A 14,036-nucleotide genomic window follows, 5' to 3' on the forward strand; every position below is an offset into this window, starting at 1 on the left:
GATGGCGGTCTACGATCTGGAAGAGCAGGAACAGATTTCCGAACTCAAGGCGTGGTGGGCGCAGTACGGCAACCTGGTGGTCGGCCTGGCGCTCGCCGCCGCGGTCGCCGCGGTCGGCTGGCAGGGGTGGCAGTGGTACCAGAACCGCAACGCCGCCGAGGCCGGGGCGCTCTACTACGCGGTGCAGCAGGCCGCTGAAAGCCAGGATGCGCAGAAGGCGCGCGAGGCCGCAGGGCGCTTGATCGGCGAGCACGGCGGCAGTGCCAGCGCCCAGCTCGGCGCGCTGCTGGCGGCGGCGGTCCAGTTCGAGGCCGACGACCTGAGCAATGCGCGGGCCCAGCTCGAATGGGCGGCAGACAAGGGCGCGGACGCGGCGCTGCGCGACCTCGCCCGGCTGCGCCTGGCGGCGGTGATGCTCGAGCAGGGCGAACTCGATGCGGCGCTGGCGCGGCTGCAGGGGGCACCGGGCGCAGCCTACCAGAGCCGCTACGACGACCTGCGCGGCGACGTCCTCGCCGAGCTGGGCCGGGCCGACGAAGCGCGGGCCGCCTACCGGGCCGCGATCGACGGCCTCGCCGCCGAAGGCGAGGACGCCACGACCCTGCGCGAACTCGTGCGGGTGAAACTCGAATCCCTGGGAGCCTGACCGATGAAGTCGCTTTCGCTGCGTTTCGTTGCGCTTGCCGCCGCCGCTGCGCTTGCCGCCGGCTGCTCGTCGCTGAACCCTTTTTCGCGCTCGCCTTCGGCGCCGGCGGCACTGACCGAACTGAAGCCGAGTGCGGAGCTGGTCAGGCGCTGGCAGGCCGACATCGGCGAAGCCGGGGGCTACCGCTTCCAGCCGGCGGTGTCGGGCGAGGCGGTGTATGCGGCCTCGCATCGCGGCGACGTCGGCCGCTTCGAAGACGGCCGCGCGGTGTGGCAGGTGCGCGCGGACAAGCGCCTGTCCGCCGGGGTTGGTGCCGATGGCCGGCTCGCGGTGGTGGTTGCCACCGACGGTACGGTGATTGCCTATGATGCGGCCAGCGGCAGCGAGCGCTGGCGTTCGCCGCTCGGCGCCGAAGTGCTGGCGCCGCCTGCGCTCGGCCCGGACTTCGTCGTCGTACGGGCTTCGGACAATCGCCTGGTCGCGCTCGATGCGCGCGACGGCAGCCGGCGCTGGGTGTACCAGCGCAGCAATCCGCCGCTGGCGCTGCGCACTTTTGCCGGCGTGCTGATCGAGGGCAATGTCGTGCTCGCCGGTTTCCCCGGCGGCAAGCTGGCGGTGATCAACCTCGCCAACGGCGGCGCGATCACCGAGCTCGGCGTCGCCCTGCCGCGCGGCGCCACCGAGCTTGAACGGGTGGCCGATGTCGTCGGCACGCCGGTGGTCGGGCGGCGTGAAGTGTGCGCGGTGAGCTACCAGGGGCGCGCGGCCTGCTTCGACACCACCAACGGTAACGCGCTGTGGGCGCGTGATTTTTCCAGCAGCGTCGGCATGGCCCGCGATGCGCGCTTTGCGTTGGTCGTCGATGAAGGCGATGCGGTGCATGCGCTCGACGCCTACAGCGGAGCGAGCGTGTGGAAGCAGGCTGAGCTCGCGCGGCGCCAGCTGTCGCGGCCGCTGATCGTCGGTGATCACGTCGTGGTCGGCGATGGCGAAGGCCATATCCATCTCCTCGATCGTGAAACCGGTTCCCTGGCCGCCCGCGGACGCGCCGGCAAGGGGGCGATCGCCGCCGATCCGGTCGCGTTCGGGCGCGGCTTCGTCGTTCAGGGCAGTGACGGCGACATTACCGCGTACGAAGTGCGCTGAGGCAAGTCAGGAAGTGAAACCTACCATCGTTCTGGTCGGTCGGCCCAACGTCGGCAAATCGACCCTGTTCAACCGCCTCACCCGCACCCGCGACGCCCTCGTCGCCGATCAGCCCGGGCTGACGCGCGACCGCCACTACGGCATCGGCCGGGTCGGCGATCGCGATTATCTGGTTGTCGATACCGCCGGCTTCGACCCCGTCGCCAAGGACGGCATCATGCACGAGATGGCGCGCCAGGCCGAGCAGGCGATCGCCGAGGCCGACGTGCTGCTGTTCCTGGTCGACGGCCGCGCCGGGCGCACGCCGCACGACGAGAACATCGCCGCCCGCCTGCGCCGCGCCGGCCGCCCGGTCCATGTCGTGGTGAACAAGGCCGAAGGGCTCGAGCGGGCGATGGTCGCGGCCGATTTCCACGCCCTCGGCCTGGGCGATCCGCTGGCGGTGTCGGCGGCCCACGGCGACGGCGTCAAGCAGCTCGTCGAGCTGGTGCTGGCGCCCTTCCCGGCGGAGGAAGAGCGTGTGCCGGCGGTCGATGAAGGGCCGAAGGTGGCGATCGTCGGCCGTCCGAACGTGGGCAAGTCGACCCTGGTGAACACCTTGCTCGGCGAGGAGCGGGTGATCGCTTTCGACCTGCCCGGTACCACCCGTGACGCGATCTCGATCCCCTTCGAGCGCGGCGGCCGCCATTACACCCTGATCGACACCGCCGGCCTGCGCCGTCGCGGCAAGGTCTTCGAGGCGGTGGAAAAGTTCTCCGTGATCAAGACCTTGCAGGCGGTGCAGGAGTCGAACGTGGTCGTCCTCGTGCTCGATGCGGCGCAGGATATCTCCGACCAGGACGCCCATATCGCCGGCTTCGCACTGGAGGCCGGGCGCGCGCTGGTGGTGGCGATCAACAAGTGGGATGCGGTCGACGACTACCGCCGCGACCGCCTCAAGGCCGATATCGCGCGCAAGCTGGCCTTCCTCGGTTTCGCCCGTTTCCACCAGATTTCCGCGCTCAAGTCCGAGGGCATCGGCGGACTGCTCAAGTCGGTCGATGCCGCCTATGCTGCGGCGATGGCGAACCTGGCCACCCCGCGGCTGACGCGGACGCTGCAGCAGGCGGTCGCCCGCCAGGCCCCGCCGCGCCATGGCATGGCACGGCCGAAAATGCGTTATGCCCACCAGGGCGGGATGAATCCGCCGGTGATCGTCATCCACGGCAATGCCCTCGAAGACATTCCCGCGTCTTATGTCCGCTACCTTGAGCGCTGCTTTACCGAAGCGTTCAAGCTGCAGGGCACGCCCTTGCGCATCCAGTTCCGCACCACGCACAATCCGTTCGCGGTGCGGGGCTGAATTTTCCCGCGCAGAATCTGTTTCCACACCCGGGTTTCGTTGCATACTCCGATGCGGCAGTGCAGCAGCAGACCCGACATTCGTATAAACACAATATAAAGAGGTTCAGCAATGAGCAACAAAGGGCAACTTCTACAAGACCCCTTCCTCAACACCCTGCGCCGCGAGCATATTCCGGTGTCGATTTACCTGGTCAATGGCATCAAGCTGCAGGGCCAGGTCGAGTCGTTCGACCAGTACGTCGTCCTGTTGAAGAACACCGTTACCCAGATGGTGTACAAGCACGCGATTTCGACCGTGGTTCCGGCCCGTCCCGTGGTCATCCAGCAGGACGAGGGCAGCAACTGAGGCCCGCAGCGATGGGGCGCGACCGGTGTTTGCCGGTTGCGGGAGGCACGCATGTTTGAGCGCCCCGCCTCCGGAGAACGTGCTGTCCTGGTTCAGCTCGACCTCGGCCAGGGGGCGATCGACGAGCGCCTGTCCGAGCTGAAGCTGCTCGCCGGCAGCGCCGGCGCCAGTGTCGAGGCGGTGGTCGAGGGACGGCGCGCGGCGCCCGATCCGAAGCTTTTCGCCGGCAGCGGCAAGGTCCAGGAAATCGCCGAAGCCCTCCGCGCCAATGCCGCCGACATCGTGATCTTCAATCACGCGCTGTCGCCGGGGCAGCAGCGCAACCTCGAGCGCGAGCTCCAGTGCATGGTCATCGACCGCACCGCGCTGATCCTCGACATCTTCGCCCAGCGCGCGCGCAGCCACGAAGGCAAGCTGCAGGTCGAGCTCGCCCAGCTCGAGCATCTGGCCACCCGGCTGGTGCGCGGGTGGACCCACCTCGAGCGCCAGAAAGGCGGCATCGGCCTGCGCGGCCCAGGCGAGAAGCAGCTCGAAACCGACCGCCGCCTGCTCGGCAACCGGGTCAAGATGCTGAAATCCCGTCTCGCCCAGATCGAGAAGCAGCGCAAGGTCCGGCGCCGGGCCCGGGAACGTCGTGACGTCCTGTCGGTCTCTCTGGTCGGCTACACCAATGCGGGCAAGTCGACGCTGTTCAATGCGCTGACCAAGGCCGGGGCGTATGCGGCCGACCAGTTGTTCGCCACCCTTGACACCACTTCGCGCCGTCTTTATGTCGGTGGCGCCAGCGTCGTGCTGTCGGACACCGTCGGCTTCATCCGCGACCTGCCGCATGCGCTGGTTGCGGCGTTCCAGGCGACGCTGGAGGAAACCGCGCAGGCCGATCTGCTGCTGCACGTGGTCGATTCGGCGAGCGAGGACCGTGACGCCCAGATCGAGGCGGTGAATCTGGTCCTCACCGAGATCGGCGCCGCCGACGTGCCGCAGATCCTGGTCTGGAACAAGATCGACCTGACCCATGCCGTACCGGCGGTCGAGCGGGGGGACTGTGATAAAATCAGGCGCATTTTTCTGAGCGCAAGAACGGGCGAAGGCCTCGGCCTGCTTCGCAACGCGCTAGCCGAAGTGGCGCAGCAAACCTTTGGTGACGATGCCGACCGGATCGCCGGTACGGTGGACGAACGATCAGAACAATCGTGATAACGGGCATTCTCATGTCACTCAACGACCCACGCTGGGGCAGCCAGAGCGGTAACGATGGCGACCGCAACGACGGCAGCCGCGGCGAAGACGGCCGCGACGGCGACAACCGCGGTGATCGCAACCGCGGCAACAACCAGGGCCCTCCCGATCTCGAGGAGGTCTGGCGCGATTTCAACCAGCGCCTGAGCGGCATGTTCGGCAACAAGCGTGCCGGTCGTGGTGGCGGTGGTGGGGGAGGGGGCGGCGGTTCGCCGCAATTGCCCAGCTTCTCCTTCAAGCAGTTCGGCGGCGGCATCGGCGTGCTGCTGGTGCTGGTCGCCGTAGTCTGGCTGGCGAGCGGCTTCTACACGGTCGACGCCAACCAGCGCGGGGTGGTGCTGCGCCTGGGCAAGTACGTGCAGACCACCGAGCCCGGCCTGCGCTGGCGCCTGCCGGCGCCGTTCGAGTCGCACGAGATCGTCGACCTCACCGGCGTGCGCACGGTCGAAGTCGGCTATCGCGGCTCGGAGCGCAACAAGATGCTGCGCGAGTCGCTGATGCTCACCGACGACGAGAACATCATCAACATCCAGTTCGCAGTGCAGTACGTGCTCAACAGCCCGGAAAACTACGTCTTCAACAACCGCTTCCCCGATGAAGCGGTCGGCCAGGCGGCGGAAACCGCGATGCGCGAGATCGTCGGCAAGAGCCGGATGGACTTCGTGCTGTACGAGGGGCGCGAGGAAATCGCCGCTACCGCGCACGAGCTGATGCAGCGTATTCTCGATCGCTACCAAACCGGCATCCAGATCAGCCGCGTCACGATGCAGAACGCCCAGCCGCCGGAGCAGGTGCAGGCCGCGTTCGACGATGCGGTGAAGGCCGGCCAGGACCGCGAGCGGCAGAAGAACGAAGGCGAGGCCTATGCCAACGATGTCGTGCCGCGTGCCCGCGGTACCGCCTCGCGCCTGGTCGAGGAGGCGAACGCCTACCGCGAGCGCGTGGTCGCCAACGCCGAGGGCGAGGCCAGCCGCTTCAGCCAGGTCTTCGCCGAATACACCCGGGCGCCGCAGGTGACCCGCGAGCGCCTGTACATCGAGACCATGCAGCAGGTGATGTCGAACACCTCGAAGGTGATGATCGATGCCAAGGGCAACGGCAACCTGCTCTTCCTGCCGCTCGACAAGCTGATGCAGCAGGCCGGCGGCAAGCCGGCGTCGGCGTCCCTGCCCGATTCCCAGTCGGCGGCCGGATTGAGCGCGAATGCGCCGATGCCGTCCCTCGATCCGCGCAATCGGGAACTGATGAGAAGCCGTGAGCGGGGAGAGCGCTGATGCGTGACAAGATGTCTCTGATTGGCGGCAGCCTGCTGCTCGCCGTGGTGATCGCCTCGATGTCGCTGTTTACCGTCGATCAGCGCCAGTATGCGATCGTGTTCCAGCTCGGCGAAGTCAGGGAGGTGATTTCCGAGCCCGGGCTGAACGTCAAGCTGCCGTTCATCCAGAACGTGCGCTACTTCGACAAGCGCATCCTGACCATGGATACGCCGGAGCCGGAGCGCTTCATTACCTCCGAGAAGAAAAACGTGCTGGTCGACCACTTCGTCAAGTGGCGGATCATCGATCCGCGCCTGTACTACGAGTCGGTCGCCGGCGACGAGGCCCGTGCCCGCACCCGCCTGACCCAGACGGTCAACGCCGGCCTGCGCGAGGAGTTCGGCCGCCGTACCGTGCATGATGTGGTCTCCGGCGAGCGCGACCGGATCATGGAGCAGATGCGCGAACGTGCCGACCGCGACGCGCGCACCATCGGTGCGCAGATCGTCGATGTGCGCCTGAAGCGGGTCGATCTGCCCAACGAGGTGTCCGAGTCGGTGTATCGGCGGATGGAAGCCGAGCGCAAGCGTGTCGCCAACGAGCTGCGCTCGCTCGGTGCCGCCGAAGCCGAGCGCATCCGTGCCGATGCCGACCGCCAGCGCGAGGTCATCATCGCCGAAGCCTACCGTTCCGCCCAGGAAGCCATGGGTGAGGGCGATGCCAAGGCGACCGCGATCTACGCCGAAGCCTACGGCAAGAGCCCGGATTTCTACGCCTTCTACCGCAGTCTCGAAGCCTATCGTTCGAGCTTTTCCGGCAAGGACGACGTGATGGTGGTCGACCCGAGCTCGGACTTCTTCCGCTTCATGAAGGATGCCCGGGGCGCGCAGCGCAACTGATCCCTTCATGGGCAGCTCGCTACTGACCGCCTTCGCCCTGATGCTGATCATCGAAGGTCTTCTTCCCTTCATCGCGCCAGCGGCCTGGCGCGAAACTTTTTTGCGCCTGGCGAGCATGGCCGACGGCCAGATCCGTTTCATCGGACTGACGTCCATGATCGCCGGCCTCGTCCTGCTGTTCATTTTCATCTGACACTCATCTGACACTCTCATGCGCTGGGTTCTGCCCGATTACATCCAGGATGCCCTGCCGTCCGATGCCCACCAGCTCGAGGCGCTCCGGCGCCGGCTGCTCGACGCCTTCCGGGTGCGTGGCTACCAGCTGGTGATGCCGCCGCTGCTCGAATACCTCGATTCGCTCACCACCGGTGCCGGCCGGGACCTCGAACTGCGCACCTTCAAGCTCGTGGACCAGCTCTCCGGGCGCACGATGGGGGTACGCGCCGACATGACCCCGCAGGTCACCCGCATCGATGCCCACCTGCTCAATCGCCGCGGCGTGTCGCGGCTGTGTTACTGCGGCAGCGTGCTGCACACCCTGCCGTCGACCCTGACCGCGACCCGTGAGCCGCTCCAGCTCGGCGCCGAGCTCTACGGCCATGCCGGGATCGAGGCCGACGTCGAGATCCTGCACCTGCTCGCCGAAGTGCTGCGCCTGGCCGAAGTGCCGGCGTCGCGCATCGACATCGGCCACGTCGGCCTGTTCCATGCGCTGGCGGCGCGCGCCGGGCTGGTGCCGGGGCGCGAGGAAGAATTGTTCGACCTGCTCCAGGCCAAGGACGTGCCGGCGCTGCACGATGCGCTTGCCGGCGTGGCCGAGCCGGTGCGCGGTGCGCTGCTTGCGCTGCCCGAGCTTTATGGCGGGCCCGAGGTGCTCGAGGTCGCGGCCGCCCGCCTGCCGCAGGACGCGGAAATTACCGCCTTGCTGGACGAGCTGCGCCAGCTCGCCGCCGCCCTGGCCGATCTGCCGATCAGCTTCGATCTGGCCGACCTGCGCGGCTACCACTATCACAGCGGCGTCGTGTTCGCCGCGTACGGCGCCGATTCGCCGGCCGCGCTCGCGCTCGGCGGGCGCTACGACCGGGTCGGCGAGGCCTTTGGTCGCGCCCGTCCGGCGACCGGGTTCAGCCTCGATCTGCGCGAGCTGGCCTGGCATCTGCCGTCTTTGCCGGCGGGCGCGGGCGCGGTGCTCGCGCCGCTCGCCGAAGACCCGGAGCTGACGGACGAAGTGGCGGCCCTGCGCGCGTGCGGCGAGACGGTCGTCATCGCCCTGCCCGGGCACGAGGGAACTTGGAACGAGGCCGGTTGCGACCGGCAACTGGTGAAACGGGACGGGCATTGGACGCTCGTGTCGTTACAGGGAGAGTAAGGAAATGGCAAAGAACGTCGTCGTCGTCGGCACCCAGTGGGGGGACGAAGGCAAGGGCAAGATCGTCGATTGGCTCACCGACCATGCCAAGGGCGTGGTGCGCTTCCAGGGCGGGCACAACGCCGGCCACACGCTGGTCATCGGCCACAACGAATACAAGCTCAATCTGGTGCCTTCGGGCATCGTGCGCGAGGGGGTGGCCTGCTTCATCGGCAACGGCGTGGTGCTCGACGTCCACCATCTGCTGTCCGAGATCCGCACCCTCGAAGCCGGCGGCATCAAGGTGCGCGAGCGCCTGCGCGTGAGCCCCGGCTGCCCGCTGATCCTCGGCTACCACAGCGCGCTCGACCGCGCGCGCGAAGCCGCCAAATCGGCCGGTGACAAGATCGGCACCACCGGCAAGGGCATCGGCCCGACCTACGAGGACAAGGTCGCGCGCCGCGCGCTGCGCGTCTACGACCTGTTCGACCGCGAGCGCTTCGCCGCCAAGCTGAAGGCCAATCTCGAATATCACAATTTCGTCCTGACCCGGCACCTCGGTGCCGAGCCAGTCGAATTCCAGACGGTGTTCGACCAGGCCATGGCCGACGCCGCCGAACTGCTGCCGATGGTGGCCGACGTCTCCGCCGAGCTCTATGCGATCAACAAGGCGGGCGGCTCGCTGCTGTTCGAGGGCGCGCAGGGCACGCTGCTCGACATCGACCACGGCACCTATCCGTTCGTCACTTCCAGCAACTGCGTCGCCGGCCAGGCCGCGGCCGGCTCCGGCGTCGGCCCCAGCCGCCTGCACTACGTGCTGGGGATCACCAAGGCCTACTGCACGCGGGTCGGCGGCGGTCCGTTCCCGACCGAGCTCGACATCGAGACCAAGGGGGTGCCGGGCGAGCAGATGTCGACCAAGGGGCGCGAGTTCGGCACCGTCACCGGGCGCAAGCGCCGCTGCGGCTGGCTCGATCTGGCCGCGCTGAAGCGCTCGATCATCATCAATGGCGTCACCGGTCTGTGCATCACCAAGCTCGACGTGCTCGACGGCCTCGAAGAGCTCAAGCTGTGTACCGGCTACATGCTGGACGGCAAGCGCATCGACCTGCTGCCGATGGGCTCGGAAGAGGTCACCCGCTGCGAGCCGATCTACGAGACGATGGCGGGCTGGAGCGGGACGACCTTCGGTGCGCAGAGCTGGGACGCGCTGCCGCAGGAGGCGCGCGCCTACCTGCATCGCATCGAGGAAATCTGCGAGATTCCGATCGACGTGATCTCCACCGGTCCCGAGCGCGACGAGACCATTCTGCGTCGTCATCCGTTTGGCGCCTGAGCGCGGCGGGGTGGAGCCGGGCGGGTCGCGCGTGCGCTCGTCCGCTGCTCCGATGGGCGCGGTGCGTTGTCTACGCGTGAAGGCCGATGGTGTCGGTGCGGCCGACGGTGCCACGCTTGCGGGCGCTGCGGCCCGCGCCATGGCCGGATCGGTATCCGGCGCGGGCGGCGGCCGGGTAAACGGGAAAAGCCGGCTTTTGGCCGGCTTTTCCCTGCAACTGGTGCCCAGAAGAGGACTCGAACCTCCACGCCTCGCAGCGCTAGTACCTGAAACTAGTGCGTCTACCAATTCCGCCATCTGGGCAGGGACGCGCATAATAGCAAAGGCTTTCATCTGCGTGAAGCGCTGCGCGCGTTTTTTTGCGCGCCGGCCGTCGATGACGGCGATCCGCGCACGTGATGCAGCGGCGTCATCGTCCCGCGTGGGGGGGATGAACAACAAAAAAGCCGCTCCGAAGAGCGGCTTTCCCGTGAAACTGGTGCCCAGAAGAGGACTCGAACCTCCACGCCTCGCGGCGCTAGTACCTGAAACTAGTGCGTCTACCAATTCCGCCATCTGGGCAAGAAGACGCGCATTATAAGCACCGAAAGAAGATTGTCAATGACTCGTAAAACGAAAAAGAACACCTCCAAACGCGGCGCCCCCCAGGCCGGTGACGCCGTGCATGCCAACTCATCCAGCAGCGGCGAGAAGGCGCGCAGGCGCGCCGATGACGTCAGCCGCTCCGTTTCGGTGGCACCTGCGGGGGCAACGGGCGGCGCAAAGAATGCAGTGAAGGGCCCCGGCCGCAGCCGTGCCGCACGCAAGGCCGCGGCCGCGCAGGCGAGCGCCATCCGCCTCGCCGATCCGCATTACGCACGTGAATCGCAGCAGTACGAACATCCCTTGCCGAGCCGCGAATACGTGCTCCAGGTGCTCGCCGAGCGTGGCGTGCCGATGCCGTTTTCGGAACTCGTCGGCGCCCTTGACATCGCGCCCCATGAGCTCGAGCACTTCGACCGCCGCCTGCGCGCGATGGAGCGCGACGGCCAGGTCATCCGCAACCGCCGCGACGCCTACCTGCTGCCGGCCAAGGCCGACCTGATCAAGGGCCGGGTCGAAGGCCACCCCGATGGCTTCGGCTTCCTGCGCCGCGACGACGGCGGGCCCGATATCTTCCTCGGCCCCAAGGAGATGCGCGAGGTGCTGCACGGCGATCGCGTGATCGTGCGCATCGCCGGCACCGACCGCCGCGGCCGTCCCGAAGGCAAGCTGGTCGAGGTCCTCGAACGCGCCAATACCCGCGTCGTCGGCCGCGTCATCAACGAACACGGGGTGATGATCGTGGTGCCCGAGAACCGCCGCCTGGCGCAGGACATCCTGGTCGCGCCGGGTGGGCGCAAGAAGCCCGAACCCGGCCAGATCGTCACCGTCGAGCTGGTCGAGCAGCCGACCAAGTTCGCCCAGCCGATCGGGCGCATCGTCGAGGTGCTCGGCAACTACGCCGACCCCGGAATGGAGATCGAGATCGCGCTCAGGAAGCACGACCTGCCCTTCGAATTCTCTGCCGAGGCCAAGGCGCAGACGCGCAAGCTGCCCGACAAGGTGCGCAAGAAGGACTGGGCCGGCCGCGAGGATCTCACCGCCCTGCCGCTGGTCACCATCGATGGCGAAACCGCGAGGGATTTCGACGATGCGGTGTATTGCGAGCGCCAGGGCAAGGGCTACCGCCTGATCGTCGCCATCGCCGATGTGTCGCACTACGTCGATGCCGCCAGCGCGCTCGACCAGGACGCCTTCGATCGCGGCAACTCGGTGTACTTCCCGCGCCGCGTCATCCCGATGCTGCCGGAGAAGCTGTCCAACGGGCTGTGCTCGCTGAATCCGCAGGTCGAGCGCCTGGCGATGGTCGCCGACATGAACATCACCGCCACCGGCGAGATCAAGACCTACCGCTTCTACCCGGCGGTGATCTGGTCGCACGCACGCCTGACCTACACCCAGGTGGCCGCGGCGCTGTACGCGCAGGACCCGGCGCTGCGCGCGGAGCTCGCCGCGCTGCTGCCGCACCTCGAGAACCTCGACAAGCTTTTCCGCGTGCTGCTCAAGGCCCGCGCCAAGCGCGGCGCGATCGACTTCGAGACCACCGAGACACGGATGATCTTCGACGACAACGGCAAGATCGCGCAGATCGTGCCCGAGGTGCGCAACGACGCCCACCGCCTGATCGAGGAATGCATGCTCGCCGCCAACGTGTGCGCGTCGGGCTTCCTCGCCGGCCGCGAACACCCGGCGCTGTACCGCATCCACGACTCGCCCTCCGAGGACAAGCTTGCCAAGCTGCGCGAGTTCCTCAAGGAGTTCGGCCTCGGCCTGGGCGGCGGCGACGAGCCGCGCGCGAGCGACTTCGCCAGGCTGCTCGAACAGGTCAAGGACCGCCCCGACGCCCAGCTGCTGCAGACAGTGATGCTGCGCTCGCTCAAGCAGGCGATGTACAGCCCGGACAACGTCGGCCACTTCGGGCTGGCCTACGAGTCCTACACCCACTTCACCTCGCCGATCCGGCGCTACCCCGACCTGCTGATCCACCGCGGCATCAAGGCCGCGCTCGCCGGCGAGCAGTACCGCCCCGGCGACTGGGAGCAGATTGGCCTGCACTGCTCGATGACCGAGCGCCGCGCCGACGACGCCACTCGCGACGTGGTCGCGTTCCTCAAGTGCTACTTCATGCAGGACCGCGTCGGCGAGGAGTTCATCGGCAGCGTCTCGGCGGTGGTGCCGTTCGGCCTGTTCGTCGCCCTCGACGACATCTTCATCGAAGGGCTGCTGCACATCTCGGATCTGGGCAGCGACTACTTCCACTACGACGAGACCCGTCATGCATTGATGGGCGAACGCACCGCCAAGCAGTTCCGCCTCTCCGACCGGCTCAAGGTGCAGCTGGTGCGGGTGGACATGGCGACCAACAAGATCGATTTCCGCCTGATCGAGGGGCCACTGCCGGCCGAGCTCAAGGCGTCCGCGAAGGCCGCGGAGACCGAGCCTGCCGCGATCCAGCCCGAGGCTGGCAAGAAGGCACCCAAGCCGCGCACCAGAAAAGTCGTTGCGGAGCCGGTGGTCGAGGTTGTGCCGGCGCCGGCCGTGCCGGCGCCGCTCGCCGCCCCGGTCGCTTCGGAAACGTCCGCCTCGAAGCCGGGCAAGACCCGCGCAAAGAAGGCGACGGTCAAGGCGGTGGCGGTGGTCGAGTCCGCGCCCGCAGCCGCCGTGGAAGTCCCGGTAGCGGCCCCGGCTACCGCTGCCGAGGTGGCCGAGCCCAAAACCCGGAGCAAGCGTGCGAAGAAGGCAGCCGTCGAAGCGGTCGCCACGGCGGCGCCTGCCCCGGTCGTCGCCACCCCGGTTGCCGCCCCGGAGGCTGCCGGGCCGAGGCCACGCACCAAGCGCACGACGAAGCCTGCAGCCGCGCCGGCCGTTGAGCTTGCCGCCGCCGCCCCGGTGGTCACCGAGGCGAAAGCCCGCAAGGCGCGTGCAAAGAAGGCCGCAGCCGAGCCGGCCGCCGCGCCCGCGCCCGTGGTCGAGGCCCCGGTCGCAGCCCCCGAGGTCGCCGCGCCCAGGCCCCGCAGGACGCGTGCGAAGAAGGCCGCCGCCGCGCCGGTCGCTGAAGCGCTAGAATCCGCGACCCCGACTCCGACCGCCGCGCCGGCCCGACGTGCCGGGCGCAAGACTTCCGCAAAGGGCACCGACCGTGGCTAAAGCACCCGAGAACGCACCCACCCGCCTGATCTACGGCTTTCATGCCGTCTCCGCCAAGCTGCGTCATGCACCCGATTCGGTGCTGGAAATCCATCTCTGCGCTGACCGCAAGGACGCCCGGGTGAAGAAGTTCATCGCCCAGGCCGAGGCCGCCGGGGCGCGCATCACCCAGAGCGAAGGCGACAAGCTCGACGGCCTGGTCGGCACCCGCCGCCACCAGGGCGTGGTCGCCAAGGTCGACGCCACCCGGCGCGAGATCAAGCTCGCCGACGTGCTCGACGGCCTCGACGAGAACGCCCTGATCCTCGTCCTCGACGGCGTGCAGGACCCGCACAACCTCGGCGCCTGCCTGCGCGTGGCCGATGCCGCCGGCGCGCACGCGGTGGTCGCGCCCAAGGACCGCGCCGTCGGCCTCAACGCCACCGCGGTCAAGGTCGCCAGCGGCGCCGCCGACATCGTGCCCTACGTCACCGTCACCAACCTCGCGCGCGCGCTGCGCGAAATGCAGGAGGCCGGCGTGTGGGTGATCGGTGCCGCCAGCGAGGCCGACAAGACGCTCTACGACATCGACCAGAAGGGGCCGGTCGCCTGGGTGCTCGGCGCCGAAGGCGACGGCCTGCGCCGGCTCACCCGCGACACCTGCGATGCGCTCGCCCGCATCCCGATGCACGGCAGCGTCGACAGCCTGAACGTGTCGGTGGCGAGCGGCATCTGCCTGTTCGAGGCCCGCCGCCAGCGCGCCTGAGC

General features: G+C 68.1%; 12 protein-coding genes and 2 tRNA genes. 12 read left to right on the plus strand and 2 right to left on the minus strand.

The window, feature by feature from the left end:
• The first annotated feature begins 1 nt into the window (after position 1).
• From Tchl_RS04765 to Tchl_RS04810, 10 genes are all read left to right on the plus strand, one after another.
• Positions 2-646, plus strand: a complete 645-nt coding sequence (locus Tchl_RS04765) for a tetratricopeptide repeat protein (protein WP_198159014.1) — start codon at positions 2-4, stop codon at positions 644-646.
• Between the two features lie 3 nt (positions 647-649).
• A complete protein-coding gene (gene bamB / locus Tchl_RS04770) occupies positions 650-1,792 on the plus strand; it encodes an outer membrane protein assembly factor BamB (RefSeq protein ID WP_075147391.1) in 1,143 nt (380 codons plus the stop codon).
• Positions 1,793-1,805: 13 nt separating this feature from the next.
• The gene (gene der, locus Tchl_RS04775) at positions 1,806-3,134 is read left to right on the plus strand and encodes a ribosome biogenesis GTPase Der (RefSeq protein WP_075147392.1); all 1,329 of its coding nucleotides are present in this window, start codon (positions 1,806-1,808) and stop codon (positions 3,132-3,134) included.
• A gap of 111 nt (positions 3,135-3,245) precedes the next feature.
• Entirely contained in the window at positions 3,246-3,482 is a 237-nt protein-coding gene (gene hfq, locus Tchl_RS04780; RefSeq protein ID WP_002924769.1) for an RNA chaperone Hfq, read from the plus strand.
• Between the two features lie 51 nt (positions 3,483-3,533).
• Positions 3,534-4,679 carry a ribosome rescue GTPase HflX gene (gene hflX / locus Tchl_RS04785; protein WP_075147393.1) on the plus strand — a complete coding sequence of 382 codons (1,146 nt, stop codon included), beginning with the start codon at positions 3,534-3,536 and terminating at the stop codon, positions 4,677-4,679.
• 14 nt (positions 4,680-4,693) lie between these two features.
• Positions 4,694-5,995: an FtsH protease activity modulator HflK gene (hflK, locus tag Tchl_RS04790; protein ID WP_075147394.1), complete on the plus strand. Its 1,302-nt coding sequence runs from the start codon at positions 4,694-4,696 to the stop codon at positions 5,993-5,995.
• A complete protein-coding gene (gene hflC, locus Tchl_RS04795; RefSeq protein ID WP_075147395.1) occupies positions 5,995-6,876 on the plus strand; it encodes a protease modulator HflC in 882 nt (293 codons plus the stop codon). The genes hflK and hflC overlap by 1 nt, the downstream gene beginning before the upstream one ends.
• 7 nt (positions 6,877-6,883) lie before the next feature.
• Complete coding sequence (locus Tchl_RS04800) at positions 6,884-7,069, plus strand: DUF2065 domain-containing protein (protein ID WP_075147396.1); 186 nt, start codon at positions 6,884-6,886, stop codon at positions 7,067-7,069.
• Positions 7,070-7,087: 18 nt separating this feature from the next.
• Entirely contained in the window at positions 7,088-8,245 is a 1,158-nt protein-coding gene (locus tag Tchl_RS04805; RefSeq protein WP_075147397.1) for an ATP phosphoribosyltransferase regulatory subunit, read from the plus strand.
• Positions 8,246-8,249: 4 nt separating this feature from the next.
• On the plus strand, positions 8,250-9,560 hold the full coding sequence (locus Tchl_RS04810) for an adenylosuccinate synthase (RefSeq protein ID WP_075147398.1): 1,311 nt from the start codon (positions 8,250-8,252) through the stop codon (positions 9,558-9,560).
• A gap of 218 nt (positions 9,561-9,778) precedes the next feature.
• On the opposite strand, the gene Tchl_RS04815 is transcribed toward Tchl_RS04810, so the two are convergent.
• Positions 9,779-9,863: transfer RNA gene (locus Tchl_RS04815), tRNA-Leu, on the minus strand.
• A gap of 173 nt (positions 9,864-10,036) precedes the next feature.
• Positions 10,037-10,121, minus strand: a tRNA-Leu gene (locus Tchl_RS04820).
• A gap of 39 nt (positions 10,122-10,160) precedes the next feature.
• Between Tchl_RS04820 and rnr the strand changes: the two genes are divergently transcribed.
• Both rnr and rlmB read left to right on the plus strand, forming a co-directional pair.
• On the plus strand, positions 10,161-13,289 hold the full coding sequence (rnr, locus tag Tchl_RS04825) for a ribonuclease R (RefSeq protein WP_232311656.1): 3,129 nt from the start codon (positions 10,161-10,163) through the stop codon (positions 13,287-13,289).
• On the plus strand, positions 13,282-14,034 hold the full coding sequence (gene rlmB / locus Tchl_RS04830; RefSeq protein ID WP_075147400.1) for a 23S rRNA (guanosine(2251)-2'-O)-methyltransferase RlmB: 753 nt from the start codon (positions 13,282-13,284) through the stop codon (positions 14,032-14,034). The genes rnr and rlmB overlap by 8 nt, the downstream gene beginning before the upstream one ends.
• Positions 14,035-14,036: the final 2 nt, after the last annotated feature.

This window comes from Thauera chlorobenzoica (genome assembly GCF_001922305.1).
Classification (GTDB): Bacteria; Pseudomonadota; Gammaproteobacteria; order Burkholderiales; family Rhodocyclaceae; genus Thauera; species Thauera chlorobenzoica.

What these genes read in the sequence shown, in the direction of transcription:
- Tchl_RS04765 (WP_198159014.1), top strand. Translation starts at nt 2, where the DNA reads ATGGCGGTCTACGATCTGGAAGAGCAGGAACAGATTTCCGAACTCAAG.
- bamB (WP_075147391.1), top strand. Translation starts at nt 650, where the DNA reads ATGAAGTCGCTTTCGCTGCGTTTCGTTGCGCTTGCCGCCGCCGCTGCG.
- hfq (WP_002924769.1), top strand. Translation starts at nt 3,246, where the DNA reads ATGAGCAACAAAGGGCAACTTCTACAAGACCCCTTCCTCAACACCCTG.
- hflX (WP_075147393.1), top strand. Translation starts at nt 3,534, where the DNA reads ATGTTTGAGCGCCCCGCCTCCGGAGAACGTGCTGTCCTGGTTCAGCTC.
- hflK (WP_075147394.1), top strand. Translation starts at nt 4,694, where the DNA reads ATGTCACTCAACGACCCACGCTGGGGCAGCCAGAGCGGTAACGATGGC.
- hflC (WP_075147395.1), top strand. Translation starts at nt 5,995, where the DNA reads ATGCGTGACAAGATGTCTCTGATTGGCGGCAGCCTGCTGCTCGCCGTG.
- Tchl_RS04800 (WP_075147396.1), top strand. Translation starts at nt 6,884, where the DNA reads ATGGGCAGCTCGCTACTGACCGCCTTCGCCCTGATGCTGATCATCGAA.
- Tchl_RS04805 (WP_075147397.1), top strand. Translation starts at nt 7,088, where the DNA reads ATGCGCTGGGTTCTGCCCGATTACATCCAGGATGCCCTGCCGTCCGAT.
- Tchl_RS04810 (WP_075147398.1), top strand. Translation starts at nt 8,250, where the DNA reads ATGGCAAAGAACGTCGTCGTCGTCGGCACCCAGTGGGGGGACGAAGGC.
- rnr (WP_232311656.1), top strand. Translation starts at nt 10,161, where the DNA reads ATGACTCGTAAAACGAAAAAGAACACCTCCAAACGCGGCGCCCCCCAG.